At 43.1% G+C, this 26,747-nt stretch carries 26 protein-coding genes; 23 read left to right on the top strand and 3 right to left on the bottom strand.

Annotated elements, in window-relative coordinates:
* The first annotated feature begins 12 nt into the window (after positions 1-12).
* From flgK to ACY3LV_RS12845, 21 genes are all read left to right on the top strand, one after another.
* The gene (gene flgK / locus ACY3LV_RS12745; protein ID WP_464863907.1) at positions 13-1,536 is read left to right on the top strand and encodes a flagellar hook-associated protein FlgK; all 1,524 of its coding nucleotides are present in this window, start codon (positions 13-15) and stop codon (positions 1,534-1,536) included.
* Positions 1,537-1,545: 9 nt separating this feature from the next.
* Positions 1,546-2,442, top strand: a complete 897-nt coding sequence (gene flgL, locus ACY3LV_RS12750) for a flagellar hook-associated protein FlgL (RefSeq protein WP_148962630.1) — start codon at positions 1,546-1,548, stop codon at positions 2,440-2,442.
* Positions 2,443-2,488: 46 nt separating this feature from the next.
* Positions 2,489-3,064, top strand: coding sequence for a DUF6470 family protein (locus ACY3LV_RS12755; protein WP_333560985.1), 576 nt, complete (start codon positions 2,489-2,491; stop codon positions 3,062-3,064).
* A gap of 20 nt (positions 3,065-3,084) precedes the next feature.
* A complete protein-coding gene (fliW, locus tag ACY3LV_RS12760) occupies positions 3,085-3,516 on the top strand; it encodes a flagellar assembly protein FliW (RefSeq protein ID WP_148962632.1) in 432 nt (143 codons plus the stop codon).
* Positions 3,510-3,734 carry a carbon storage regulator CsrA gene (csrA, locus tag ACY3LV_RS12765; RefSeq protein WP_148962633.1) on the top strand — a complete coding sequence of 75 codons (225 nt, stop codon included), beginning with the start codon at positions 3,510-3,512 and terminating at the stop codon, positions 3,732-3,734. The genes fliW and csrA overlap by 7 nt, the downstream gene beginning before the upstream one ends.
* A 144-nt stretch (positions 3,735-3,878) precedes the next feature.
* Entirely contained in the window at positions 3,879-4,736 is an 858-nt protein-coding gene (hag, locus tag ACY3LV_RS12770) for a flagellin Hag (RefSeq protein ID WP_148962634.1), read from the top strand.
* Positions 4,737-4,968: 232 nt separating this feature from the next.
* Complete coding sequence (gene flaG, locus ACY3LV_RS12775) at positions 4,969-5,298, top strand: flagellar protein FlaG (RefSeq protein ID WP_148962635.1); 330 nt, start codon at positions 4,969-4,971, stop codon at positions 5,296-5,298.
* A gap of 16 nt (positions 5,299-5,314) precedes the next feature.
* Positions 5,315-6,811: a flagellar hook-associated protein 2 gene (locus ACY3LV_RS12780; RefSeq protein WP_464863908.1), complete on the top strand. Its 1,497-nt coding sequence runs from the start codon at positions 5,315-5,317 to the stop codon at positions 6,809-6,811.
* A gap of 21 nt (positions 6,812-6,832) precedes the next feature.
* Positions 6,833-7,234 carry a flagellar export chaperone FliS gene (gene fliS, locus ACY3LV_RS12785; protein ID WP_148962637.1) on the top strand — a complete coding sequence of 134 codons (402 nt, stop codon included), beginning with the start codon at positions 6,833-6,835 and terminating at the stop codon, positions 7,232-7,234.
* Positions 7,231-7,572: a flagellar protein FliT gene (fliT, locus tag ACY3LV_RS12790; RefSeq protein ID WP_333560982.1), complete on the top strand. Its 342-nt coding sequence runs from the start codon at positions 7,231-7,233 to the stop codon at positions 7,570-7,572. The genes fliS and fliT overlap by 4 nt, the downstream gene beginning before the upstream one ends.
* Before the next feature lie 9 nt (positions 7,573-7,581).
* Complete coding sequence (locus ACY3LV_RS12795) at positions 7,582-7,959, top strand: DUF8042 domain-containing protein (RefSeq protein WP_464863909.1); 378 nt, start codon at positions 7,582-7,584, stop codon at positions 7,957-7,959.
* A gap of 190 nt (positions 7,960-8,149) precedes the next feature.
* Complete coding sequence (hpf, locus tag ACY3LV_RS12800; protein ID WP_148962640.1) at positions 8,150-8,719, top strand: ribosome hibernation promotion factor; 570 nt, start codon at positions 8,150-8,152, stop codon at positions 8,717-8,719.
* A gap of 168 nt (positions 8,720-8,887) precedes the next feature.
* Positions 8,888-11,413, top strand: a complete 2,526-nt coding sequence (gene secA, locus ACY3LV_RS12805) for a preprotein translocase subunit SecA (protein ID WP_087991543.1) — start codon at positions 8,888-8,890, stop codon at positions 11,411-11,413.
* A gap of 69 nt (positions 11,414-11,482) precedes the next feature.
* A protein-coding gene (gene prfB, locus ACY3LV_RS12810; RefSeq protein WP_333560980.1) for a peptide chain release factor 2 occupies positions 11,483-12,584 on the top strand; the annotation gives its coding sequence in 2 pieces (ribosomal slippage) (positions 11,483-11,554 and positions 11,556-12,584; 1,101 coding nt in all).
* Between the two features lie 166 nt (positions 12,585-12,750).
* Positions 12,751-13,593, top strand: a complete 843-nt coding sequence (locus ACY3LV_RS12815) for a YitT family protein (RefSeq protein WP_394715200.1) — start codon at positions 12,751-12,753, stop codon at positions 13,591-13,593.
* 48 nt (positions 13,594-13,641) lie between these two features.
* The gene (gene cccB, locus ACY3LV_RS12820) at positions 13,642-13,980 is read left to right on the top strand and encodes a cytochrome c551 (RefSeq protein WP_333560978.1); all 339 of its coding nucleotides are present in this window, start codon (positions 13,642-13,644) and stop codon (positions 13,978-13,980) included.
* A 236-nt stretch (positions 13,981-14,216) separates the two neighbouring features.
* Positions 14,217-14,903: a cell division ATP-binding protein FtsE gene (ftsE, locus tag ACY3LV_RS12825; protein WP_148962643.1), complete on the top strand. Its 687-nt coding sequence runs from the start codon at positions 14,217-14,219 to the stop codon at positions 14,901-14,903.
* Entirely contained in the window at positions 14,896-15,786 is an 891-nt protein-coding gene (gene ftsX / locus ACY3LV_RS12830; RefSeq protein WP_333560977.1) for a permease-like cell division protein FtsX, read from the top strand. The genes ftsE and ftsX overlap by 8 nt, the downstream gene beginning before the upstream one ends.
* A gap of 139 nt (positions 15,787-15,925) precedes the next feature.
* The gene (ctpB, locus tag ACY3LV_RS12835; RefSeq protein WP_148962645.1) at positions 15,926-17,368 is read left to right on the top strand and encodes a carboxy-terminal processing protease CtpB; all 1,443 of its coding nucleotides are present in this window, start codon (positions 15,926-15,928) and stop codon (positions 17,366-17,368) included.
* 383 nt (positions 17,369-17,751) lie between these two features.
* Positions 17,752-18,105 carry a swarming motility protein SwrAA gene (gene swrA, locus ACY3LV_RS12840; RefSeq protein ID WP_052331638.1) on the top strand — a complete coding sequence of 118 codons (354 nt, stop codon included), beginning with the start codon at positions 17,752-17,754 and terminating at the stop codon, positions 18,103-18,105.
* Between the two features lie 78 nt (positions 18,106-18,183).
* The gene (locus tag ACY3LV_RS12845; RefSeq protein WP_464863910.1) at positions 18,184-19,380 is read left to right on the top strand and encodes a PDZ domain-containing protein; all 1,197 of its coding nucleotides are present in this window, start codon (positions 18,184-18,186) and stop codon (positions 19,378-19,380) included.
* A 47-nt stretch (positions 19,381-19,427) separates the two neighbouring features.
* Here the strand turns inward: ACY3LV_RS12845 and ACY3LV_RS12850 are convergent, their stop codons facing one another.
* The 3 genes from ACY3LV_RS12850 to ACY3LV_RS12860 all read right to left on the bottom strand — a co-directional run bounded on the left by ACY3LV_RS12850 (position 19,428) and on the right by ACY3LV_RS12860 (position 23,930).
* The gene (locus ACY3LV_RS12850) at positions 19,428-20,762 is read right to left on the bottom strand and encodes an MFS transporter (protein WP_333560975.1); all 1,335 of its coding nucleotides are present in this window, start codon (positions 20,760-20,762) and stop codon (positions 19,428-19,430) included.
* A gap of 31 nt (positions 20,763-20,793) precedes the next feature.
* Positions 20,794-21,360: a TetR/AcrR family transcriptional regulator gene (locus ACY3LV_RS12855; protein WP_333560974.1), complete on the bottom strand. Its 567-nt coding sequence runs from the start codon at positions 21,358-21,360 to the stop codon at positions 20,794-20,796.
* A 77-nt stretch (positions 21,361-21,437) separates the two neighbouring features.
* On the bottom strand, positions 21,438-23,930 hold the full coding sequence (locus ACY3LV_RS12860) for a PEP/pyruvate-binding domain-containing protein (RefSeq protein ID WP_333560973.1): 2,493 nt from the start codon (positions 23,928-23,930) through the stop codon (positions 21,438-21,440).
* Between the two features lie 416 nt (positions 23,931-24,346).
* Here ACY3LV_RS12860 and ACY3LV_RS12865 point away from each other — a divergent pair, with 416 nt between their 5' ends.
* Complete coding sequence (locus tag ACY3LV_RS12865) at positions 24,347-24,577, top strand: CsbA family protein (protein WP_087991534.1); 231 nt, start codon at positions 24,347-24,349, stop codon at positions 24,575-24,577.
* 183 nt (positions 24,578-24,760) lie between these two features.
* Positions 24,761-26,746 carry an excinuclease ABC subunit UvrB gene (gene uvrB / locus ACY3LV_RS12870; protein ID WP_333560972.1) on the top strand — a complete coding sequence of 662 codons (1,986 nt, stop codon included), beginning with the start codon at positions 24,761-24,763 and terminating at the stop codon, positions 26,744-26,746.
* The last annotated feature ends 1 nt before the right edge of the window (position 26,747 follow it).

Genomic DNA, 26,747 nt, shown 5'->3' on the forward strand with positions numbered 1-26,747 from the left:
GGAATTCAGAACATGACATCTACCTTTATGGGGCTTGAAACTGCAAGGCGGGCGTTAAGCGCTCAGCAGGCAGCGTTAAGCACTACTGCAAATAACGTGGCAAATGCCAATACAGACGGTTATACAAGACAGCGGGTCTCATTGGAAGCAACTGACTATTTTCCTGCTGTATCAAAAAACGCAGAAAAAACCGCGGGACAAATGGGAACGGGTGTTCAAGGCAAGTCAGTTGAGAGAATAAGAGATATCTTTCTTGACTACCAATACCGTCTTCAAAACAACAGTGCCGGTTACTACGACACCAAGGCCAAAGCTTTGTCCCAAATGGAAGGCATCTTAAATGAGACGGATGAAAGCGGCTTAAACAGTGTGCTCAATTCGTTTTGGAATTCCCTTCAGGAGTTATCAAACAATACAAACGAAGACAGCGCGCGTTCTGTTGTTGCTGAAAAAGGAAAAGCTTTAGCAGAAACGTTTAATTATCTTTCTGAATCACTTACAAATGTCCAATCAAACTTAAAAGCGGAGCTAGATACTACTGTATTAGATGTCAATTCTCTGCTTTCTCAATTAAACAGTTTAAATAAGCAAATTGCGCAAGTGGAGCCGGTCGGGCTTCTTCCGAATGGTTTATATGACCAGCGGGATTTGCTGATCGATAAATTATCCTCAATGGTTGATATCAAATTCAGCTATAACAAATCAGGCGGGAATGCACTTGCTTCTGCTGAAGGAACTGTATCAATTGAAATCCTCGATAAAAATAAACAGTCGCTGGGAACTGTTTTGGACGGTAAGAATTATGAGGTTTCAGAACTTGCAGCCAATTATGATAATGAAACGGGTTTAGTATCAAGTATTTCAATCGGAGGCGCTGCTGTACAGGCTGAGTCATTCAGCAGTAAGGGATCCCTTTTAGGATTTATAGAGTCTTACGGATATGTAACAGCAGGCGGCGAAGAAAAGGGCGTATATCCGGATATGCTTTCTGACCTTGATCATATGGTGCTTGAATTCGCAAAAGCTTTCAATGAAGTGCACAGAAATGGTTTAACCAAAAGCGGCGAGCAAGGCGGGGACTTTTTTGATTTTACCGGAGGTGAGTCTGAGCCGGCAAAAGGAGCAGCAGGCAAGATTAAAATTGCTGACAGCATATTAGATTCAAAAGGCGCGAACATTGCTTTCTCACTAACTGGATCAGCCAATGACAATGCAAATGCAACAAAGTTAGCGAATGTTTTAACTGGCGATATTACTATTAATGGCACAAAAACAAGTGTGCTGGATTATTATGCAGGACTGATTGGCGAGCTTGGAATTAAAGCGCAAGAAGCTAATCGGCTCGCGTCTAATACTGAAACACAGCTTAACGACGCCGACATCAACCGTCAGCAAATGAGCGCAGTTTCTTTAGACGAAGAAATGACGAATATGATTCAATTCCAACACGCATACAATGCTGCCGCGAGAATGGTGACTTTACAAGACGAAATCCTTGATAAAGTGATTAACGGCATGGGTGTCGGAGGAAGGTAGGTAGATCAAATGAGAGTAACACAAGGCATGATTCAGCAAAACTCATTGAGATATATCGGTTCAAGCTACTCGAAGCTGGATAAACTTCAATCACAGATTTCTTCAGGGAAAAAAATCTCAAAAGCTTCTGACGATCCTGTCGTAGCTATGAAGAGCTTAAAATACCATACGCAATTATCTCAGGTTCAGCAATATCAAAGTAATGCTTCTCAAGCTTTTACCTGGCTTGAAAACACAGAAACAAACATTACTGAAGGAATTGACATTTTATCGAAAGTCAAAGATTTAGCTATTCAGGCTAAAAATGACACAAATGGTGAAGATGAGCGGCAAGCGATTGGTGTAGAAGTAAAGCAGTTAAAGGAACAGCTTTTAAAAATTGCGAATACACAAGTTAACGGCAGATATATCTTTAACGGAACAAATTCAGACAAGCCACCGGTTACTGATAATGGAGACGGAACTTATACCATTTCCGATACTGCTGATGTTGTTGTCAATATATCAAATAATATGAATTTAAAAGTGAATTCAGATCCAAAGTCAGCTTTTGGGGGCACTTCTGAAAGCGGACAAAATGTATTTGAAATGCTTGACTCATTTGAGCAAGCACTTAGTTCAGGTTCACTCGATGGCATGGACAGCGTTTTAGATGATATTGATCAATTTTCTAATGGCATGAGCGCTGAACGTTCTGATCTTGGAGCAAGATACAATCGTCTTGAACTGATTAATACTAGGCTTTCAGCTCAAGAAGAAACATCTACAAAAGTGTTGTCTGATAATGAAGATGTAGAACTGGAAAAAGTAATAACAGAATTTATTGCGCAGCAAAGCGTGCATAGGGCTACCCTTGCTGTAAATGCGCAAATTGTTCAGCCTACATTGATTGACTTTTTAAAGTAAGCGGCTCTCTGGAGTTCGCTTTTTTTATAGTTCAGGAGGTAGAGTGATGCAAATTCCCAGATTGATTATGCAAAATGTTCACGGAAAAATTGGTTTAACAACAACGCCTGCCACCTTAAAAATGGAGCAGCCGCAAGCCGATCTTGAGATCGAACAGCCAAGCGCGGAAATGGAAATATCGGTGACGCCAGGAAAACTCACGATTGACCAAACGCAAGCATGGGAAGAATTAGACAGAAAACATATTTTCAAAAGAATTGAAGAAGCCGCCCAACAAGGGCATGAGGATGTAATGGCGGGAATAGCCCGAACTGTAAAAGAAGGAGACGAGCTTATGAGGATTGAAAACAAAGGGAACCCAATTGCTTTACAAGCAAAGAGGAACTCTGAAATGCAACAAATTCAATTAGGCGAACATTATGCCCCGTCTCTTTCAAGAGTGAAAATACAATATACCCCGTCACAGCTTGATATTCAGATTACGCCGCAAAAGCCTGTCATTCAGGCTGAACCGAATAAGCCAATTGTGGATTATACGCCGGGGAACGTTAAGGTTGACATGCTGCAATACCCTGATTTAAAAATAGATGTAGAATACCCGAAAGAATCATCCGAAAAGTAAACAGAAAAGGATCGTGAACAATGATCATTCAAACGAAGTACCATGGCCAAATGAACGTAAAAGAAGAACAAATTATTCTTTTTGAAAGCGGGATTCCAGGCTTTTTAGAAGAAAAACAGTTCGTTATTCTTCCGCTGTCAGAAGACTCTCCATTCGTGGCGCTGCAGTCCGTCATTTCAGAAAATCTTGCGTTCATCGTTGTCAGTCCGTTCATCTTTTTTAAGAACTATGAATTTGACCTTGATGCATCAACCGCCGAACTTTTGGCTATTGATAACATTGAAGACGTGGAAGTCATGACCATATTGACCATGGCTGAGCCGTTCGAAAAATCGACTGCCAATTTATTGGCTCCCATTATTGTGAATCGCAAGAACATGAAGGCTAAGCAAGTCGTTTTACACGACTCCTCATATACGACAAAGCATCCGATTGGAGGGCAATCATGCTAGTTTTATCGCGGAAAATAAACGAAGCGATTCAAATAGGTGCTGATATTGAAGTGAAAGTCATTTCGGTTGAAGGTGATCAAGTGAAGCTGGGAATTGACGCCCCAAAGCATATTGATATTCACAGGAAAGAAATATACTTGACCATCCAGGAAGAAAACAACCGTGCGGCAGCGTTATCGAGCGATATGATCTCCGCATTATCCTCACAAAAAAAGTGAGGATTTTTTATTTTTCTATTAACAATATCAGAGACAATCCGATATTAATGATGTAGCCGGGAGGAGACGCAAAAGACTCCGCCAGTTATAAAAAATGAGGCACAAGGACGTGCCTTAACAACATATTCAGGGAGGAACATAACAATGAGAATTAACCACAATATCGCAGCACTTAACACACTGAACCGTTTGTCTTCAAACAACAGTGCGAGCCAGAAGAACATGGAAAAGCTTTCTTCAGGTCTTCGTATTAACCGTGCGGGAGATGACGCAGCAGGTCTTGCGATCTCTGAAAAAATGAGAGGACAAATCAGAGGTTTAGAAATGGCTTCTAAAAACTCTCAAGACGGAATCTCTCTTATCCAAACAGCTGAAGGTGCATTGACTGAAACTCATGCCATCCTTCAACGTATGCGTGAACTTACTGTTCAAGCAGGAAACACAGGTACACAACAAACTGAAGATCTTCAAGCAATTCAAGATGAGATTGACTCTCTGATTGAAGAGATCGGTGGAGAAGCTGGAAGTAAAGGGATTGCAGACCGTACACAATTTAACGGTAAAAACCTATTAGACGGTTCTTTTGCTAATGGTACTGCTAATCTTACATTCCAAATTGGAGCTAACGGCGGTCAGCAATTAAGTGTAAATATTGAAAGTATGAAAGCTTCGGATCTTGGAGTGAACGGATTGGATGTAACTGCATTTGATGGGACTGCAGCAACATTTGACCCTGCATTACAATCAGTTGACGATGCTATTAAAAGTGTATCGAACCAACGTGCAAAACTTGGTGCGGTACAAAACCGTCTAGAGCACACAATCAACAACTTAGGCGCTTCTGGTGAAAACTTAACAGCTGCTGAGTCTCGTATCCGTGACGTTGACATGGCGAAAGAGATGAGCGAGTTCACAAAGAACAACATTCTTTCTCAAGCTTCTCAAGCGATGCTTGCTCAAGCGAACCAACAGCCGCAAAACGTACTTCAATTGTTACGTTAATTTTAAAAAGGACCTTGGCGTTGCCGGGTCCTTTTTTATATGTTTGACCCCCGAATGGTTCCCCTGCTATATATCGTCAACTCATGATATAATAATCGGATTCTCCGCTAACTTGATAAAGATATATCCAAACAAGAAATCTAAAACGGATGAGTTTTTTTCCAAAAATATGTGTAATCTTCTCTCTACTCAGTCGATATAAACGGTAGATTGGGGCATAGGGGATGATCAATTGAACATTGAAAGGCTCACTACGTTACAACCTGTTTGGGATCGTTATGATACTCAAATACATAATCAAAAAGATCATGAGGGTGAGGTTCCTGTTCAGCAAGTTTCATATACCCATCTCGCTGAAATGGTAGGGGAAATGAACAAGCGTTTGGAACCTTCGCAAGTTCACCTGAAGTTTGAGCTCCACGAAAAGTTAAATGAATACTACGTAAAGGTAATAGAGGACTCTACAAATGAAGTCATCCGCGAAATTCCGCCGAAACAGTGGCTTGATTTTTATGCGGCTATGACTGAATTTCTTGGGTTATTTGTAGATGAAAAAAAGTAGATGAGGAGTGTTTGAAATGGTCATGAGAATAACAGGTTTGGCGTCAGGAATGGATATAGATGATATCGTCTCAAAGCTAATGCAGACAGAAAGAGCGCCGCTTGACAGGCTGACGCAAAAAAAGCAGACGCTTGAATGGCAGCGTGACAGCTATCGTGAAGTAAATACAAAAATAAAAGAATTGCAAGATTATATGTCTAAAAATACGCTGACATATCCGAGTACGTATCAGAGCAAAACAGTGACAAGCTCCAATGAGTCTGTGTTAACTGCTACAGGAAGCGCAACCGCGCCAAACTCTTCTTCTACGGTTGAAGTGGCAAGCTTGGCAACGGCGGCAACGTATAAGGCCGATAATTATGCGGGATACACACAAGGCGACTATAATTTGGCGTTTAACGTTGTTGCGCCTGGCGAGACAACGGCAAAAACCGTCAACATCAGTGTGACGAGCGCTGATACGATTGATAATGTGATTTCTAAAATTAACACCTCCGATCTCGGAGTATCAGCCTTTAAAGATAAAATTTGGAATGGTACCGAGTATGTAGAAACGATTGCGTTTTCTTCAAAAGCAACAGGCGCAGGAGGCAGCATACAGGCTGCAGATTCTGCTACTGCCGACTTTATGTCCGGCCAGCTTGGTTTTTCTTTAGACGCAGATAATAAGCTCACTGCTTACAAAGAAGGAACAAATGCAAAAGTCACAATCGATGGCTTTGAAATGGAGAAGCTGACAAACAACTTTACGGTTAACGGTGTTACCTACTCGCTCAAAAATACAACAGCAACCACAGGCCCTGTTACTACATCTGTTTCTACTGATGTTGACGGAATTTATAACCAAATTAAAGAGTTTGTAGATAAATACAATGAATTGGTTGACAGCCTGAATGAAAAGCTGCACGAAGAAAAATACAGAGACTATACTCCGCTGACGAGTGAACAAAAAGAAGCAATGTCCGATAAAGAGGTAGAACTCTGGGAAGAGAAGGCAAAAAGCGGTTTACTGAGAAATGATACTAGTATAAGCACGGGTACGAACCAAATGAGAACTGATTTTTACTCTCAAGTAACAGTGGATGGAAAAACGCATCAATTGACTGAATTTGGCATCACAACCTCAAGTGCTTATCAATTGCGGGGACATTTAGAGATTGATGAAACAAAACTAAAGGCAAAAATACAAGAAGATCCGCAAAGTGTTGCCGCTTTATTTACAAACGGGACCAACAGCAGTGCCTATAGTGAAAAAGGAATTATGAAACGCATCGGTGACACACTGAAAAGCACAGTGAAAAGCATTGAAGCAAAAGCCGGAAACTCGACAATGGGAACCAGTGACTACACAATCGGTAAAAATTTAAACACGATCAGCACTGATATCACTAAAATGCAGGACCGATTGAATACCGTTGAAAACCGTTATTATACAAAATTCAGTGCAATGGAGTCTGCGATTCAAAAAATGAACGAACAATCGTCCTATTTATCACAGCTTCTTGTACAATAAAAGTAATTTGGAGGATGACACATGGCGATCCAAAATCCTTATACAGCTTATCAGCAAAATTCAGTGAATACCGCTACACCCGGTGAACTGACGCTTATGCTGTATAATGGCTGTTTGAAATTTATAAGACTTGCATCCCAGGCCATTGAGAACGATGATATGGAACGTAAAAATGAAAATCTGATTAAAGCGCAAAATATCATTCAGGAATTAAATTATACACTGAACCGTAACATAGAGCTTTCCGATTCCATGGGTGCGATGTACGATTACATGTATCGAAGACTGGTAGAGGCAAATATCAAAAGTGATACGAGCATGCTGGCTGAGGTTGAAGGCTATGTAACAGATTTTCGAGATGCATGGAAGCAAGCCATTCAAAGTGAACGGAAGGATCGGCACGGATCAGGCGGGATGGCATGAATAACATAGATCGACTATACACTGAGACGAAGAGTATGCTGTCACACATACAAGATACGCCCGAAAGCGATGAACTTTTAGCGCAGATTGAAGACTTTGTGGCTGAACGGTCTGAACTTATTCAGAAGATATCTCTGCCGCTTTCAGAAGAGGAACAAAAGCAGATGAGGCTTGTCCTGACATGGGATCAGCTTATTGTAAAGGAAATGGAAAGACTGAAGCAGTCAATTGCAGGCGAGCTTCAGCAGGTAAAAAGAAAACGCGCGATGCATACGACGTATTTAAACCCTTATAACAACATTACGATTGACGGCAGATATTATGACAAGCGTAAATAGGTGAGTGCCGTGAAGAGCATTGAAGATTATACGCTTTTATCAGCTTATTATCATCTTCTTTTTACCATTGAGGAAGGGCTGTGTTATTTGATAGAGGCTGAACAAAATTTATCAAAAACAGAAGGGGATCGGATCTACCAAGATCTGATCCAAGCCTTTTTTTATTTGGATTCAACACATTCAACACTTCTTTTTATTATGAATACCGGGTGTGCTGAATTATGTATTAAAGCATTTGACGAAATTTTTGCGGAGTTTGACCAATTGGTTTCTTTCTCTTTTCCCTCTCAAGAGTTTTGCGAGTATTTAAAAGAACATTTTCTGAGTCACTATAGACAATGGATGCTGTCCATTCATCAATGTATGGAGCCCTTTGTAATCAATTAGGCGAGCGTGAGGTATTTGTTTCTTACAATCAACATATACATATACCTCCGAACCGCCAATAACAACAGCATATAAAACACAATTCGACAAAGTTCACTGAATTTTCACAAAATGTTTACGTTTCAGCAGGAATTGTGAAGGGTAAAGGAGAAATAGATACATATCCTTAATAAAAGGGAGGCGTTCTTTGATGAACTATAACATCAGAGGAGAAAATATTGAAGTGACACCCGCGTTGAAGGATCATGTCGAGAAGAAGATCGGCAAGCTGGAGCGTTATTTTGACCATAACGTGAATGCCGATGTGAACGTCAACTTGAAGTTTTACAATGACAAGGAGTCTAAAGTTGAGGTTACAATTCCGATGACAGATCTGGCGCTTCGGTCCGAGGTGCATAACGAGGATATGTACAACGCAATTGATCTCGCAACAAACAAACTGGAACGTCAAATCCGTAAGCATAAAACGAAAGTAAACCGCAAATTCCGTGAGCAGGGCCCTCCGAAATATCTATTAGCGAATGGTCTCGGCTCTGATACAGATATTGCGGTTCAGGATGAAATAGAAGATGAGGATAGCTTGGACATTGTCCGTCAGAAACGCTTTAATTTAAAGCCGATGGATAGTGAAGAAGCGATCTTGCAAATGAATATGCTCGGCCATAATTTCTTTGTTTTCACCAATGCAGAAACAAACCTTACAAATGTTGTATACCGCAGAAATGATGGGAAATATGGCTTGATTGAACCGACTGAATAATGAAGCGCAGCCTTCCGTGATCTACACGGAAGGTTTTTGTTTTTTCTTATTTGCAAATTCTTTGGAAATAACACAAGGTATGATATGATAATGAGAGGTATACATGGGCTAGTAAATTATTTATACATGCCTGCAAATCAGGCATGTGAAGATAGAGGAGCGTTATAAATGCTTGGAATTTTAAATAAAATGTTTGATCCAACAAAACGTACGCTGAATAGATACGAAAAAGTAGCTAACGATATTGATGCGATTCGCGGAGACTATGAAAATCTCTCTGACGATGATCTGAAACATAAAACGATTGAATTTAAAGAGCGCCTTGAAAAAGGGGCGACAACCGATGATCTTCTTGTTGAAGCATTCGCCGTTGTTCGGGAAGCTTCGCGCCGCGTAACCGGCATGTTTCCGTTCAAAGTCCAGCTCATGGGGGGCGTGGCGCTTCATGACGGAAATATCGCGGAAATGAAAACAGGGGAAGGGAAAACGTTAACGTCTACTCTGCCTGTTTATTTAAATGCGTTAACAGGTAAAGGCGTGCACATCGTGACTGTCAACGAATACTTGGCGAGCCGTGATGCTGAGCAAATGGGGGAAATTTTCGAGTTTCTCGGTTTGACCGTCGGATTGAATTTAAACTCATTGTCAAAAGACGAAAAGCGGGAAGCTTATGCCGCAGACATTACTTACTCCACAAACAACGAACTTGGCTTCGACTATTTGCGTGACAATATGGTTCTTTATAAAGAGCAGATGGTTCAGCGCCCGCTTCATTTTGCGGTAATAGATGAAGTTGACTCTATTTTAATTGATGAAGCGAGAACGCCGCTTATCATTTCTGGACAAGCTGCAAAATCCACTAAGCTGTACGTACAGGCAAATGCTTTTGTCCGCACGTTAAAAGCAGAGAAGGATTATACGTATGATATCAAAACAAAAGGTGTACAGCTGACTGAGGAAGGAATGACGAAGGCGGAAAAAGCGTTCGGCATTGATAACTTGTTTGATGTGAAACATGTCGCGCTCAACCACCATATCAACCAGTCCCTAAAAGCACACGCTGCGATGCAGAAGGACGTTGACTACGTTGTGGAAGACGATCAGGTTGTTATTGTTGATTCGTTTACGGGGCGCCTGATGAAAGGCCGCCGCTACAGCGAAGGTCTTCACCAAGCGATTGAAGCGAAGGAAGGGCTTGAAATTCAGAACGAAAGCATGACCTTGGCGACAATTACGTTCCAAAACTACTTCCGGATGTATGAGAAACTTGCCGGTATGACAGGTACGGCTAAGACAGAGGAAGAAGAATTCCGCAACATCTATAACATGCAGGTTGTCACGATCCCTACTAACAAGCCTGTTGTCCGTGACGACCGTCCGGATTTAATTTACCGTTCGATGGAAGGAAAGTTTAAGGCGGTTGCGGAGGATGTCGCACAGCGTTACATGACGGGACAGCCTGTTCTTGTCGGTACGGTTGCGGTTGAAACGTCTGAACTGATTTCTAAGCTGCTCAAAAACAAAGGAATTCCGCATCAAGTGTTAAACGCCAAAAACCATGAACGTGAAGCTCAGATTATTGAAGAGGCCGGTCAAAAAGGAGCCATTACAATTGCGACAAACATGGCGGGGCGCGGAACGGACATTAAGCTTGGCGAAGGCGTAAAAGAGCTTGGCGGCCTTGCTGTTGTCGGAACGGAACGACATGAATCACGCCGGATTGACAATCAGCTGCGAGGGCGCTCTGGACGTCAGGGAGACCCGGGGATTACCCAATTTTATCTTTCTATGGAAGATGAATTGATGCGCAGATTCGGAGCTGAGCGGACAATGGCGATGCTTGACCGTTTCGGCATGGACGACTCTACTCCAATTCAAAGTAAAATGGTATCCCGCGCGGTTGAATCGTCACAAAAACGCGTCGAAGGCAATAACTTCGATTCACGTAAACAGCTCCTGCAATATGATGACGTTCTCCGCCAGCAGCGTGAGGTCATTTATAAGCAACGCTTTGAAGTCATTGACTCTGAAAACCTGCGTGAAATCGTTGAGAATATGATCAAGTCTTCTCTCGAACGTGCAATTGCAGCCTATACGCCAAGAGAAGAGCTTCCTGAGGAGTGGAAGCTTGACGGTCTTGTTGAGCTTGTCAACACGACTTATCTTGATGAAGGCAAGCTCGAGAAGAGCGATATCTTCGGGAAAGAGCCGGATGAAATGCATGAGCTCATTATGGATCGCATCATGACCAAATATAATGAAAAAGAAGAGAAATTCGGCGAAGAGCAAATGCGTGAATTCGAAAAAGTCATCGTCCTTCGCGCCGTTGATTCAAAATGGATGGATCACATCGACGCAATGGATCAGCTTCGCCAAGGGATTCACCTTCGAGCTTACGCGCAGACAAATCCGCTTCGTGAGTATCAAATGGAAGGCTTTGCGATGTTTGAGCATATGATTGAATCGATCGAGGACGAGGTCGCAAAATTTGTGATGAAAGCTGAGATTGAAAACAATCTGGAGCGTGAAGAGGTTGTACAGGGCCAGACAACGGCTCATCAGCAGCAAGAAGGCGACGATAACAAAAAAGCAAAAAAAGCACCGGTTCGCAAAGTGGTTGATATCGGCCGAAATGCCCCATGCCACTGCGGAAGCGGAAAAAAATATAAAAATTGCTGCGGCCGGGCTGAATAGTTCGTTCGGGCAAGGTTACTGACCGCGGCGCCAGCAGGCGCCTGCGGATCTTTTAATGAGGTGAATGGAATGGAATTATCAGAAATCAGAGCAGAGCTCGAAAATATGGCTTCTCGTTTAGCGGACTTTAGGGGGTCTCTTTGACCTCGAATCAAAGGAGGACCGCATTGCTGAGCTAGATGAACAGATGTCTGATCCGGAATTCTGGAATGATCAGCAGAAAGCCCAAACTGTCATAAATGAAGCAAACGGTTTAAAGGATTATGTCAATTCATATAAAAAATTGAGTGACTCCCATGAGGAATTGCAAATGACTCATGATCTATTGAAAGAAGAGCCGGATCCAGACCTGCAGCTTGAGCTTGAAAAAGAACTAAAATCATTAACAAAAGAGTTCAATGAGTTTGAGCTTCAGCTTCTTCTCAGTGAGCCGTATGATAAAAATAACGCGATTTTAGAATTGCACCCTGGTGCTGGCGGTACAGAGTCACAGGACTGGGGCTCTATGCTTCTTAGAATGTATACCAGATGGGGAGAACGCCGCGGCTTTAAGGTGGAAACGCTCGATTACCTTCCAGGTGATGAGGCGGGAATTAAATCAGTCACATTACTGATTAAAGGACACAACGCTTACGGTTATCTCAAAGCAGAAAAAGGCGTCCATCGTCTCGTGCGGATTTCGCCGTTTGATTCATCAGGCCGCCGCCACACGTCTTTCGTTTCATGTGAAATCATGCCTGAATTTAACGATGAGATCGATATTGATATCCGTACGGAGGATATTAAAGTTGATACGTATCGCGCAAGCGGAGCGGGCGGACAGCACGTCAATACGACCGATTCAGCCGTTCGGATTACTCACTTGCCGACGAATGTGGTTGTGACGTGCCAAACGGAGCGCTCACAAATTAAAAACCGTGAAAGAGCCATGAAAATGCTGAAGGCCAAGCTGTATCAGCGCAGAATTGAAGAACAGCAGGCAGAGCTGGATGAAATTCGCGGTGAACAAAAAGAAATCGGCTGGGGCAGCCAAATCCGCTCTTACGTATTCCATCCGTATTCTATGGTAAAAGACCATCGCACCAATACAGAAATGGGGAACGTTCAAGCGGTAATGGACGGAGACATTGATACATTTATTGATGCCTACCTGCGTTCTAAGCTTTCATAAGCAGAAAAACACACCTGATGTACGCAGGTGTGTTTTTTCATTCTTTCATATCCTTGATTCCACTGATGCTTTAGCATATTACCACTTTATTTGGGTGTTATTTACATCTGGTCAGGGAAGGATTAAAATGCTATCGGAGAGCATTGGAAGAAACGGAGGATATACAATGGATCGGAATCAAACACTTCGGGTTTTACGGGATTATGTATACATACTGATAGGAGCAGCGATTACAGGTGTGTCCTTTAATGTATTTTTGCTTCCAAACAAGATTGCTGCCGGCGGTGTCAGCGGAATCAGCACGATTTTGCAGTCGTATGGTTTTGAAGCAGCGTATGTACAGTGGATTATTAATATTCCTTTATTTATTGCCGGTGTCATTTTACTCGGCGGAAAATTTGGGCTTAAGACGCTTGCGGGTTCTGTTTTTTTGCCGCTTGTTGTGTTTTTGACAAGAGATATTCAGCCCGCCACCCATCATGAGCTCTTAGCGGCGATTTTTGGCGGCGTCGGTATCGGTGTCGGAATTGGCATTGTGTATTTAGGGAAAGGGTCGACGGGAGGAACGGCCTTGGCTGCGCAGATCATTCATAAGTACTCCGGTCTGTCATTGGGAACGTGCCTTGCCATCATTGACGGATTGATTGTCGTTACGGCTATGATCGTATTTAATATTGAGCAAGGCTTATATGCTATGCTTGGCGTCTTTGTGTCCAGCAAAACAATTGATGTCGTTCAAGTCGGCTTTAATCGTTCGAAAATGGCGCTCATTATTACAAAGCAGGAGCAGGCAGTCAAGGAAGCCGTTTTACAGAAGATTGACAGAGGCGTGACGAGAATTTCCGCGGTCGGCGGATATACTGACGATGACCGTCCGATTTTAATGTGCGTAGTTGGGCAAACTGAATTCACCAAATTGAAACAAATCGTCAAACAGATTGATGAGTCAGCTTTTGTGATTGTGGCGGATGCAAGTGAGGTACTGGGCGAGGGTTTCAAACGCGCTTAAACGAGGTTATAATATGGAAGAGATCGTAAAGGAGTTGTGCTTCTCAACATGAAATCAAAGTTAACGATACTAATGCTTGTATTTGCGCTTTCTGTTCTGTTGGCTGCCTGCGGTTCAAATGATGCAAAAGAAGAGAAGACAGACACCGGCAGCAAGACTGAAGCCTCTGCATCTGAAGGGGAAGAATTATATCAGCAAAGTTGCGTAGGCTGCCACGGCAAGGATTTAGAAGGTATGTCAGGGCCTAATCTCCAAGAGGTCGGAGGCAAATACGACGAAGACAAAATTGAAAGCATTATTAAAAACGGACGCGGCAATATGCCGAAGGGGCTTGTAGATGATAACGAAGCCGCTGTTATTGCCAAATGGCTGTCAGAAAAAAAGTAAGTTGAGAAAATCTTTGCCTCAGTGCAGGCAAGGATTTTTTTATGCCATGACAAAACTGAATGAAAAGAAACTGTAATAGTATTATGTCTAAATTTGACGTATAATGAAGTGTATTGAAAAATGAAACTTTCAGATTTTTCGTCTTTTTACAAATGAATGAGTCATAAATTGTCGAATGCATTCGAAGAGTATGACCGTGTGATAGATAAAAATGATATTAAAGATTAGGTGATTTCATGATAGAGATGAAAGAAGTATATAAAGCCTATCCGAACGGCGTAAAAGCGCTCAATGGGGTTTCTGTTGCCATTCATCCCGGCGAGTTTGTTTATGTTGTCGGTCCGAGCGGAGCGGGTAAATCTACTTTTATTAAAATGATATACAGAGAAGAAAAACCGACAAAAGGACAAATTTTAATTAATCATAAAGATCTCGCTACCATTAAAGAAAAAGAGATTCCATTCGTGCGCCGTAAAATAGGTGTTGTCTTTCAGGATTTTAAGCTTCTGCCGAAACTTACTGTTTTTGAAAATGTGGCGTTTGCCCTTGAAGTGATTGGAGAACAGCCGTCTGTCATTAAGAAACGGGTGCTTGAAGTGCTTGATCTCGTGCAGCTGAAACATAAAGCGAGACAATTTCCTGACACGCTTTCAGGCGGGGAACAGCAGCGTGTATCTATTGCCAGATCAATTGTGAACAACCCTGATGTTGTCATTGCTGATGAACCTACAGGAAACCTTGATCCGGATACGTCCTGGGAAGTCATGAAGACGCTCGAGGAAATTAATAACCGCGGGACAACAGTCGTGATGGCGACACATAATAAAGAAATCGTAAACACCATTAAGAAACGTGTCATTGCAATCGAAGATGGTATCATTGTGCGTGATGAGTCAAGAGGGGAGTATGGTTCATATGATTAAAATTCTCGGGCGCCACTTGCGTGAGAGTTTTAAATCTCTCGGGAGAAACACATGGATGACGTTTGCATCCATTAGTGCTGTAACCGTTACGCTGATTTTAGTCGGCGTGTTTTTAGTGATTATGCTGAATTTGAATAACATGGCTTCGAATGCTGAAAAACAAGTCGAAATCAAAGTTTTGGTTGATCTGACTGCAGATCAGAAGGCGCAGGACAAGCTGCAGAACGATATTAAAGAACTGAAGGGCATTCAGAGCGTCACCTTTTCATCAAAAGAAAAAGAGCTTGACCAGCTGGTTGACAGCTTTGGTGACAGCGGAGAATCCCTCACAATGCAGGATCAGGAAAACCCGCTTAATGATGCGTTTGTCATCAAAACGACAGATCCGCATGATACGCCGAACGTGGCTAAAAAGATTGAAAAAATGGATCATGTCTATAAAGTCACTTACGGAAAAGAAGAGGTCAGTCGTTTGTTTAAAGTGGTTGGCGTTTCCCGCAACATCGGAATCGCGTTAATTATCGGCTTGGTATTTACGGCGATGTTCTTAATTTCAAATACCATTAAAATTACAATTTTCGCAAGAAGAAAAGAAATTGAAATCATGAAGCTTGTCGGCGCGACGAACTGGTTTATCCGCTGGCCGTTTTTCCTTGAAGGATTGCTGCTTGGTGTATTCGGCTCAGTGATTCCGATCGCATTGGTGCTGAGCACTTATCAATACGTCATCGGATGGGTTGTTCCGAAAGTTCAAGGGTCATTTGTCTCTCTTCTTCCTTATAACCCATTTGTATTCCAAGTTTCCTTAGTGCTGGTTGCAATCGGCGCAGTGATTGGAGTATGGGGAAGTCTGACTTCCATCCGCAAGTTTCTGCGAGTATAAAGAAAAAAAGCTGTCCCGCTTCCGGGGCGGCTTTTCTTTTGCCTTCTTTTTCTTCTATGATTACATGAAATCTCCATCCTTTACATATACTATCTCTAGGTTTTGATAAAGACAGTCTGGCATACAGGAGGAGTATAGGATGAATCAAAAAATAGTGGCTGTAATAGCAGCGGGGAGCATGCTCTTCGGAGGCGCCGGTGTATATGCGGGAATGAACCTGCTTGAAATGGATAAACCCCAGACTGCAGCTGTTCCTGCGACCGCACAAGCTGACTCTGAACGGGATAAGGCCATGGACAAAATCGAAAAAGCGTATGAGTTAATTTCGAATGAGTACGTAGAAAAAGTTGATAGAGAAAAGCTGCTCGAGGGAGCCATCCAAGGAATGCTGTCAACGCTAAATGATCCTTATTCTGTCTACATGGACAAGCAGACGGCTAAGCAATTTTCTGATTCTCTTGATTCCTCGTTTGAAGGCATCGGAGCTGAGGTTGGTATGGAAGACGGCAAAATTATTATTGTTTCTCCATTTAAGCAATCGCCGGCGGAGAAAGCCGGACTCAAGCCCAATGATGAAATTATCAGCATCAATGGAGAATCAATGGCCGGTAAGGATTTAAACCAAGCTGTCCTAAAAATAAGAGGAAAGAAAGGCTCCAGCGTTTCAATGAAGATTCAGCGGCCGGGGACGAAGAAGCAGTTGTCATTCCGGATCAAGAGAGCTGAAATTCCGCTCGAAACGGTTTTTGCTTCAGAGAAAAAAGTGCAAGGGCATTCTGTCGGCCATATCGCCATCTCTACTTTTTCAGAGCATACCGCGGAGGACTTCGCAAAAGCGCTGGGCGACCTTGAGAAAAAAGGAATTGAAGGCCTTGTCATTGATGTACGCGGCAACCCGGGCGGTTATCTGCAAAGTGTAGAAGAAATTCTTAAACACTTCGTCACAAAGGATCAGCCGTATATTCAGATTGCTGAACGTAATGGAGATAAAAAACGTTATTTTTCAACATTGACCCGTAAAAAAGCGTATCCTGTCAATGTGATCACGGATAAAGGGAGCGCCTCCGCCTCGGAAATTCTTGCCGGCGCATTAAAAGAAGCGTCCCATTATGATGTTGTAGGCGATACGTCTTTTGGTAAGGGAACGGTTCAGCAGGCTGTTCCGATGGGAGACGGCAGCAACATTAAATTAACCCTTTACAAGTGGCTGACGCCAAAGGGAAATTGGATTCATAAGAAAGGAATTGAGCCGACCATTGCCATTAAGCAGCCTGATTATTTTTCCGCAGGCCCCTTGCAGCTGAAGGAGCCGCTTAAAGCGGATATGAACAATGAGGACGTCAAGCATGCTCAGGTTTTATTAAAAGGTCTCAGCTTTGATCCGGGACGTGAAGATGGCTATTTCAGCAAAGATATGAAAAAAGCGGTTATGGCCTTTCAGGAACAAAACAAGCTGAATAAAACGGGCGTAATCGACACGCGCACTGCAGAGTCATTAAATCAGCAGATAGAAAAGAAAAAATCCGATGAAAAAAATGATTTGCAGCTCCAAACAGCGCTGAAATCATTATTTGTCAATTAAAGGAGATGGTGTTCCATCTCCTATTTCTTTATACTTAACGAGAAAGTGAATCATAAGTCACATAAAAAATGAGTTTTTAACAAGAAATTAAAAAAATTTTCACAAATAAACATTTATAAAGGACTTGTATTACCCGATATCAATAGAAGAGAGAGACTTTCTAACGAGATAATATGTATTTAAAATGAAACTTTTGCAAGTTGCCTAGTCTTTGTTTACTTCATACAATATAAGAAGGTTCTAAAAAGAACAGTAATCAGGTTTAAGGCAGCTGAACGACAGGTATTTAAAGAGTAACGTTAGCGAGAATGCTTGTTAGCACTCCAGTACTGCTGCTTATACTGGCCCGTGCTTATCTGTATAAAGAAAATGGGGGTTCACAATTGAAGAGGGCAAGTATTGTGCGTGAAAAAAAATATTATGAATTAGTGGAACAATTAAAAGACAGAACACAAGATGTAACATTTTCGGCTACAAAAGCACTAAGTCTTCTTATGCTGTTCAGCAGGTATTTGGTCAATTACACCAATGTCGAAACAGTAAATGAAATCGATGAAGAGTGTGCCAAACATTATTTTAATTATTTAATGAAAAATCATAAGCGATTAGGAATCAATCTGACAGATATCAAAAGGTCGATGCACCTGATCAGCGGTTTATTGGATGTGGATGTGAACCATTATTTAAAGGATTTTTCACTATCGAATGTCACGCTGTGGATGACGCAGGAGGGATAAACCATCCTGAGGATATCCAAGTCATTTAATATTTGATAGAATATGAGTAATATGATTGGCTTGAGGCGGTGAAAGATAGTGTCTGTTCAATGGGGATTTGAACTGTTAAAAAGTGCGGGCCTGTTCTTCTTACACCCGCTTTTCTGGTTTTTTATCATCATAAGCCTTGCTTTCGGTTATGTAAGAATCAAACGGGAACGAAGAACCTTTCATACAAAAATAGCGGATATTTATGATGATCTAAAATTCACTTATACAAAGGGATTGATTCCCGGACTCCTTTTGTCAGTTGTTTTAGGCGTACTCGGCATCTCGATTCCTCTCGGTGTACTTGCAATTATTGCCGTTATCACTGCGGCGGCAGCGCTCACTCTTCGCGCCAACTGGATGTCTGCTGCATATATCGTCAGTGTGAGTATGCTGATAGGTTTTGGACTGCAAATGAATCAAGCGGAACCTTTTCTAGAGAGATTTCCGCAAGGGTTTGCGGTCGTTTGGCCGGCTATGGCTGTGTTTTTGGGCTTGTTGGTTATCATTGAAGGAGTAGTAGCTTATCGCTCTGCACATGTGAGAACATCACCGGCACTTGTCGTGAGCAGCCGCGGTTTGCCGATCGGCCAGCAGCTGGCAAACCGGATATGGCTTTTGCCGCTGTTCCTTCTCGTGCCCGGGAACGGGTTAGAATCGCACCTTAGCTGGTGGCCAGTGTTTACTGTTCCCGGCGGGTCATTCCATTTTCTGTGGATTCCTTACTTTGTCGGATTCGGGCAACGGGTGCAGGGGTCGCTGCCTGAAACGAGCATAAGGATCACAGCGAAACGCATTTGCATTCTCGGTCTTGCCGTCACAGCTCTCGGTGCAGCGAGCTTACTGTGGGCGCCGCTTGCAGGTGCCGCCGTCATCACAGCTTTGTTAGGGCGTGTTTTTCTGTCCATTAAACAAAGAGTGAACGATAATGCGGCTCCGTTTTATTTCTCAAAACGTGATCAAGGCTTAATGGTGCTTGGTATTATACCAAATACGCCGGCTGAGGATCTGGAATTGAAAATTGGGGAAATCATTACGAAAGTGAATGGCATACCCGTTAAGAACGTATCCGATTTTTATGAAGCGCTCCAGCATAACCGTGCGTATGTGAAGCTTGAAATTATCGGTTTGAACGGGGAAATTCGTTTTGATCAGCGAGCTTCTTATGAGGGAGAACATCATGAATTAGGTATCCTTTTCGTAAAGGATGAACGTGAAGACGAAGCAGCCGCTTTGTCTGGGTCGTAAAAAACAGCCTGGCACCGCAAGAAGATGCGGTGCCGGGCTGTTTTGAATTACGCTGAGTTTTTCTCCAACCGTGCCGTTTCATCAGATTTGATGCCTAATGAAACAAAAACGCCAATGATGGACACAGCAAAGAGAATGATAAATAGGGTGTGATATCCCGATATCAGACCGATTAAGGCTGATGAAATGATGCTTCCGAAATAACGGAAGGTCGAGAAAATTCCGGACGCCGCTCCTGACATGCCAGGATCTACTGTGGCAAGCGATGACACCTGCATGCTGGTCAGTCCGACTCCGGACGCCAGCCCGCCCAGGATAAGAGAGAGCATGAGGAACAAGACGGAATGCGAGCTGCTTAACAGTATAAATAATAAATTGGCTCCAGCCATCATGGCAAATGAAAGAAAAATGATTTTCTTTGCTCCCCATTTGTGATGGAGCTGTGCGCCCGCCCAGTTGCTCGCCGACATAAAGATCGAAAATACAGAAAGCGCCATGCCGCTGTTAGACGTATTAAGCCCAAATTGGTTCGTCATGAATAATGGCATAATCAATAAGATGGCATACATCATTAGATTGCTCAACAAGACTGATAGATTGGCATTTGTAAAGGTTGAGCTTTTAAACAGTGTAAAATCGATAATTGGGTGCTGTGTGCGTTTTTCTCTTCTGAAAAAAAGCGGCACAAAAAGAAGTATCAATACACTGTATACCGCATAGCCCCATGAAGCCTCATTTTTCGTCAGCAGGATAATTGAAACGATACTGCCTGCAAGCAAGACAGACCCGATAATATCCAGCGGCGCTTCAGATTTATTTTCCTTATATTGAGGGAACATGATTAATGCCGTAAATAAAGCAATGGCGAGAATCGGGATGTTGACCCAAAAAATCGAATGCCAGCTGAAGCTGTCAATCAGCATAGAGCCGATGAAAGGCCCGAGTGCTGCTCCAAGTCCCGCTCCAAGCCCGAAAAATCCAAATACTTTCGGAAGGCGTTTTTCAGAAACAACGTGACGGATAATAGCAATGCTGTTTGGCGTAAGCAGTGCGCCGCCGACAGCCTGCAATGCCCGAAAGACAATCAGCAGCAGCAGGCTCGGTGAGAGGGCGCAGCCTAGAGATGCGATAAGAAATAGACCGACGCCCCATAAATACATTGTTTTGTTGCCGTACATGTCACCGAGTTTTCCAGCGATCGGCTGTGTGACTGCCATTATGATTAAATAAACGGTAACCACCCAGGTGATGCTTGTGATGGACTCGTTATACGTATGGGATATAGATGAAAGCGCGACCGCGATCATCGTTGAGTTAATGGGAACCAGGATGGCCCCCAATAATAACGAGACGATCAGCGCCCATTCTTTTCTTGAACTCATTGGGATCCTCCTTTTTGTTATGCCAAGGAGTTCATCGAGAGATTCCTTTGACAAATAAAGCAGTGCTATGCTCCAGCATTTTTTCCTGAGGCATTGAAATCACCCGATCTCCTAAATGGAGGCGGTGAATAAAATAACCGAAAATGAGCGACATGAACACGTCCGCATGCTCCGCTTCATTTCCTGTCTGAATAACCCCTTTTTCACCCATTACTTTGAGATAATCAACCAATAGCTGTTTCATAGATTGGGGATATTCAGTTACGTGGTTGATGACATCCTGAAACATGGCCGGTTCACGAAAGCTGATTTTAATCAAATCTTTTCTATGTTCGAGCTCCTCCAAGAGACAGGTACCGATATGCAGCAGGTCTTTGTGCAAATCGCCTTCTGTTTGCTCCAAAATGCGGCTCCTGTTTGGAGAAGGCTGAGAAAGCAAAGCCTCGACTAGCCTCTGTTTGTTTTTAAAATTCCTGAAAATCGTCGCTTCACTGACATTTGCTTTTTCTGCGATTTCTTTTGTAGTCGTTGCGCGATATCCTTTTTTGACGAGCAGCTGCATGGCAGCGTCAAGGATTCTCTTGTTTGTCGGTCTCAATACGTTTCACCTCACGAATATACTGGCAGGACAAGTATACACCTGCCCCGCTTGTATAAGAAAGAGGGGAGAAGGCGTCAGGCCCGGCTGACAACTGTGATTTTACCGCTGCTCCCGTCAACAGTGATGATGTCTCCGTCTCGAAGTCTTTCTGTCGCAGTGCGTGTGCCGAGAACGGCGGGAATGCCGTATTCGCGGGCAATAATCGCAGCGTGGGATAAAATGCCGCCTGTATCTGTAATAATCGCTTTGGCATCTTGAAACAGGCTGGTCCATAGCGGTGTGGTCATTTTGCAAACGAGGATGTTCCCAGACGCGAATCGAGAAAATTCACTGGCGTCTCGAATCACTTTGACCGGGCCTGTTGCAATGCCGCTTGATGCCGCAATACCGAAAATATGGTTTTCTGTATTTTTTTCATCCTCAATCACAGCGCCGACAATTTCTTCAGCGATTTTGAGCTGTTCTTTTGTCGGATTACCGAGATAGGCAGGGGCTTTGGCAAGCTCATACTCGTGAAAGGCCTGTCTTCGTTTTTTAGCTTTTTCTTGCAGGGATACAGGGTGAAGAAGCGCGTTTTCCACTTCATCATCATACAAGAACCAAAGGTCTTCCCGATCTTGAATGACCCCGTTTTCCGCCAACAATTCACCTACCTTGAGCAGAAAGGCTCTGGCCTTGGCATCCAGCATGGCGTCAATATAAAAGTGGTGGTCATCCATTATATTTGCAGCGTTCAGCGTCCACTGATAATAACGGTCAAATTCTTTACGTAAATTGGGGTCTTCTATGTTTTCCAAGAATTCATTGTATAATGCCTCTCGTTTTTCTTTCGTTTTCTGAAATTCATTGTCAAAATGATAGCCATTGCGGACGTAATTTTGAATATTGGCCAGGGCATAATAAGGATTTTCAGCCCAGGTCTGTTCAATCAGATCATGACTCTTTACAGATCTCCACCCGTATTCCTGTAAAAATTCATGAATGTTCCTCAGAAATTGTTTGCCCTCATTAGTTTGTTTCAATTTTTCCTGCAGGTGTTCCGGCTTGGTGTTTTTAAAAATAGACAGCAGATTCGGGTTTTCCTGCACTTCAACGGAAAATAGCCATAGGAGGCGGTCTGTTTCCAATGATTTGTTCATTTTACCTGTCAGCATTTCGTAAAAATGAGCGTTTTCGGATTCGCCTTGAATGTGCTGGTACATTGCTTGCAATTTGTTTGTCAGAAGCATTTGCGGGAAAACAATATTGAAATGCTCATCATAAGCCGTGAGATAAAAGGCTTTTAGTTTCCGAAAAGCATCAAGTGCGCTTTCAGCAGTATGGTCAGTTTGTGCGAGCTGATCCAGCGTCTCGTAAAATGGAAGGTATGTGTGGTTGATGATGTCATACATACGCTCTGTTAATATCGGAAAAATCTCTTTGCCGCAGTCCTCATCAGGCTGCTGCCCGCCTTGGTTTTTGGAGTAAATGTGCCCGCGATAAAGCTTCACTTCTTCTGCAACTGCGCCGAGCGGAAACTTTTGCATGTTTTTCTTCAAGCCGTATTCCATGGCCGGTACAATGAATGATGAAAATAACGGACTTACCGGACCTTCAATATTTGACTCCATATTGATCCAGAAATCATCCATATCAGTGTCTGTAATCATAAAGCTGCGTTTTTCCTCTGCCGCTTTTTCGTCCTGTTCAATTGTTGTAATCGGGCGAGCCTGCAGAAGGTATACTTGATGATCTGCGATTCCGAATTCTATATCGACCGGATATCCGTACAGGTCTTCGGTTTTTTTTGTGATTTCAGTCAGTTCAAACACTTGTTCATCTGTAAGGCAAAAACGGCTGCGCATGTCTTCGCTCGTTTCTCTTTCAGCAATTCCTTTTGCCGCGGACTCCATGTAGATTTCCTTGGCACCTATTTCTTTCTGAATCTCAAATGAAGATTTATTGACTATAAAGGTGTCTGGGGTGACACTTCCTGATACAACAGCTTCCCCCAAACCATAGCTGGCACTGATTAATAGCTCTTTATCATCATGGGTAACGGGATTGCGGCTGAAAATAACACCTGATACGTCTGAATCAATTAAGCCCTGAACGACAACCCCCATTAACGGCTCTGCGATCTGGTTGTTCATTTTTTTCTTATAACTGCAGACCCGGCCTGAGAAAAATGAGGCCCAGCATTCTTTCACTTTAGCTAGAAACTCTTCCTCAGTTTTGATATTTAAGTAGGTTTCATATTGCCCCGCGAATGAAGCGCCTTCTAAATCTTCCGCGGCAGATGAAGAGCGAACGGCAACGGAGCGATATGATTCTCTTAACTTGTAAAAGGAACTTGTCAGCTCATGGTTCAGTTCATCTGAAAATGTTCCGGCGGTGATTTCGTTTTCGATGCTTTCGCTAGTCTCACGAAGCTGGTTATCCTCCATAAAACGGGCAAGCGCATTCGTCTGAATAATAAATCCGTCCGGAACCGGAAGTCCATGTTTGGTCAGTTTAATTAAATTCATGCCTTTTGCGCCAGCCAGCTGGCTGGACGCTTCTGCCTGCTGAAATAAAACAGAATACATATTTAAAACCCCTCTTTCCTTCGTTTTTTTCTCTCTAGTCTTTTATGACGGAGCCTGTGCTCAAAAATGATAGTGAACACTATCGCTCAATTGTAGATTTTCAGGAAAATGATGTCAAAAGCAGAAAGTCCTAAATAAAATATCATGAAAAATTTAGCTTAACTAGTGCTGTCCGCCTATTTATTCTCGGAATTGTTCTGTCTCTGGCGGCGGGCTGCAAATCAAGCTGAGGCTTAATGCCCTTCATACAAAAGTGCCGCAAATGCTTCTGTCGGCCGGGGCAAAGTGCAAAGATGGTGATTGATGTCGCCTGAAAAAGGGTATGGTGTAGAAAGAGGGAACGATTGCACGATTGTCCGATTCTTCATTTTTTACTATAATCAGATCAGATGAAGAATCCCTGAGGAGGGTTTTTGTTGATTACAAAAGCCGTTTTTGCATTGTTTTTCCCTTTTATGCTTGTTGTCCTTTTTTCAAGAGTCACTTTTAATCATTATGTGGCGATCGCTCTGACAGCTGCATTGCTGTTTGCCTCTTATTTAAAAGGCTATACAGAAACGTATTTTATTGTAGGATTGGATGTTGTGTCTCTTGTGGCTGGCGGACTGTACATGGCCAAAAAAACTGCCGAGAAAAAAGAAGAGTAAAACGGACATAATGAATATAACGACGAATTCCTGCTTTTACGTTTTAAAAGCAGGTTTTTTATACATGAAAACAGCTGGAAATAAAAAACCACCGAACTTTAGTTCGTATTTTTAGTGATTTTACATTCCATTGTGTTACTATATCTATAGGAAGATTTCGTTAAAGAAACGGAGGCTTATTTTGTGAAAGATCGCTTTGAGTTAGTCTCGAAATACCAGCCCCAGGGAGATCAGCCGAAAGCCATTGAAAAACTTGTAAAAGGAATTCAGGAGGGCAAGAAGCATCAGACTCTGCTGGGTGCGACAGGAACGGGTAAAACATTTACAGTGTCCAATTTGATTAAAGAAGTCAACAAGCCGACTCTCGTGATTGCCCATAACAAAACCCTCGCCGGACAGCTTTACAGTGAGTTCAAGGAATTTTTTCCGAACAACGCTGTCGAGTATTTTGTCAGCTATTATGATTATTATCAGCCGGAGGCGTATGTGCCTCAAACGGATACGTTTATAGAGAAAGACGCAAGTATTAATGATGAAATTGATAAATTGAGACACTCTGCCACATCGTCTCTGTTTGAGCGGAGAGATGTCATTATTATCGCAAGTGTGTCTTGTATATACGGTCTCGGTTCGCCTGAAGAATACCGGGAAATGGTCGTGTCACTGCGGCCTGAAATGGAAATTGAGAGAAATGAGCTGCTCAGAAAACTTGTAGACATCCAATATGCCCGCAATGATATCGACTTTCAGCGCGGGACATTTCGTGTGCGCGGAGATGTAGTGGAAATCTTCCCTGCCTCTCGTGATGAACATTGTATCAGGGTTGAATTTTTCGGTGATGAAATCGAACGGATCAGGGAAGTGGACGCCCTGACAGGAGAAATTCTCGGTGACCGTGATCATGTTGCGATTTTCCCGGCGTCCCACTTCGTAACGCGGGCCGAGAAAATGGAGAAAGCGATTCAAAATATCGAGAAGGAGCTTGAGGAGCAGCTGAAGGTCATGCACGAAAATGGCAAGTTGCTTGAAGCGCAGCGTTTAGAGCAGCGGACAAGATATGATCTTGAGATGATGCGGGAAATGGGTTTCTGCTCCGGCATTGAGAACTATTCAAGACATTTGACGCTTCGGCCTCCGGGTTCAACGCCGTATACGCTTCTTGATTATTTCCCTGACGATTTTATGATCGTGGTAGATGAGTCGCATGTGACGATTCCTCAGGTGCGCGGCATGTTTAATGGGGACCAGGCGCGGAAACAGGTGCTCGTGGATCACGGCTTCCGTCTTCCGTCAGCACTTGATAACCGTCCGCTCCGTTTTGAAGAGTTTGAAAAGCACATGCACAACATCGTGTATGTATCAGCAACGCCAGGACCGTATGAGATTGAGCATACGGATGAAATGATCGAGCAGATCATCCGTCCGACGGGGCTTCTTGACCCGCTTATTGATGTGCGTCCGATTGAAGGCCAGATTGATGACTTGATCGGTGAAATTCAAGCAAGAGTCAAACGGGATGAACGGGTGCTCGTGACAACCTTGACGAAGAAAATGTCAGAGGACCTGACGGATTATCTGAAGGAAATTGGCATTAAAGTAAACTACCTGCATTCAGAGATTAAGACGCTTGAACGGATTGAAATTATCCGCGACCTGCGACTCGGCAAGCATGATGTGCTTATAGGCATCAACCTGCTGAGGGAAGGCCTCGATATTCCCGAAGTATCTCTCGTTACCATTTTGGATGCGGATAAGGAAGGCTTTCTTCGTTCGGAGCGTTCGCTGATTCAGACCATCGGGCGGGCAGCGAGGAACTCGGAAGGCCGCGTCATTATGTACGCAGATAAAATGACGAAGTCCATGGAAATTGCGATGAATGAAACAAAACGCCGCCGTGAGCAGCAGGAGCGGTATAACGAAGAGCACGGCATTACGCCGAAAACAATAAATAAAGAAATTCGCGATGTCATTCGTGCCACAGCAGCAGCTGAGGATAAAGCCGAATACAAAACAAAAGCCGCGCCGAAGCTGTCGAAAATGACGAAGAAAGAACGCCAGAAAGTCGTTGAACAAATGGAGCACGAAATGAAAGAAGCCGCCAAGGCGCTTGACTTTGAAAGAGCCGCGGAGCTTCGCGATTTACTTTTAGAGCTAAAAGCGGAAGGATGAT

The organism is Bacillus sp. 11C, assembly GCF_055486375.1.

What these genes read in the sequence shown, in the direction of transcription:
- fliS (WP_148962637.1), top strand. Translation starts at nt 6,833, where the DNA reads ATGGCGATCCAAAATCCTTATACAGCTTATCAGCAAAATTCAGTGAAT.
- ACY3LV_RS12850 (WP_333560975.1), bottom strand. Translation starts at nt 20,762, where the DNA reads ATGAGTTCAAGAAAAGAATGGGCGCTGATCGTCTCGTTATTATTGGGG.
- ACY3LV_RS12780 (WP_464863908.1), top strand. Translation starts at nt 5,315, where the DNA reads ATGGTCATGAGAATAACAGGTTTGGCGTCAGGAATGGATATAGATGAT.
- csrA (WP_148962633.1), top strand. Translation starts at nt 3,510, where the DNA reads ATGCTAGTTTTATCGCGGAAAATAAACGAAGCGATTCAAATAGGTGCT.
- ACY3LV_RS12755 (WP_333560985.1), top strand. Translation starts at nt 2,489, where the DNA reads ATGCAAATTCCCAGATTGATTATGCAAAATGTTCACGGAAAAATTGGT.
- ftsX (WP_333560977.1), top strand. Translation starts at nt 14,896, where the DNA reads ATGATTAAAATTCTCGGGCGCCACTTGCGTGAGAGTTTTAAATCTCTC.
- flgL (WP_148962630.1), top strand. Translation starts at nt 1,546, where the DNA reads ATGAGAGTAACACAAGGCATGATTCAGCAAAACTCATTGAGATATATC.
- fliT (WP_333560982.1), top strand. Translation starts at nt 7,231, where the DNA reads ATGAATAACATAGATCGACTATACACTGAGACGAAGAGTATGCTGTCA.
- ACY3LV_RS12815 (WP_394715200.1), top strand. Translation starts at nt 12,751, where the DNA reads ATGGATCGGAATCAAACACTTCGGGTTTTACGGGATTATGTATACATA.
- ACY3LV_RS12860 (WP_333560973.1), bottom strand. Translation starts at nt 23,930, where the DNA reads ATGTATTCTGTTTTATTTCAGCAGGCAGAAGCGTCCAGCCAGCTGGCT.
- hpf (WP_148962640.1), top strand. Translation starts at nt 8,150, where the DNA reads ATGAACTATAACATCAGAGGAGAAAATATTGAAGTGACACCCGCGTTG.
- fliW (WP_148962632.1), top strand. Translation starts at nt 3,085, where the DNA reads ATGATCATTCAAACGAAGTACCATGGCCAAATGAACGTAAAAGAAGAA.
- hag (WP_148962634.1), top strand. Translation starts at nt 3,879, where the DNA reads ATGAGAATTAACCACAATATCGCAGCACTTAACACACTGAACCGTTTG.
- ctpB (WP_148962645.1), top strand. Translation starts at nt 15,926, where the DNA reads ATGAATCAAAAAATAGTGGCTGTAATAGCAGCGGGGAGCATGCTCTTC.
- secA (WP_087991543.1), top strand. Translation starts at nt 8,888, where the DNA reads ATGCTTGGAATTTTAAATAAAATGTTTGATCCAACAAAACGTACGCTG.
- cccB (WP_333560978.1), top strand. Translation starts at nt 13,642, where the DNA reads ATGAAATCAAAGTTAACGATACTAATGCTTGTATTTGCGCTTTCTGTT.
- ftsE (WP_148962643.1), top strand. Translation starts at nt 14,217, where the DNA reads ATGATAGAGATGAAAGAAGTATATAAAGCCTATCCGAACGGCGTAAAA.
- flgK (WP_464863907.1), top strand. Translation starts at nt 13, where the DNA reads ATGACATCTACCTTTATGGGGCTTGAAACTGCAAGGCGGGCGTTAAGC.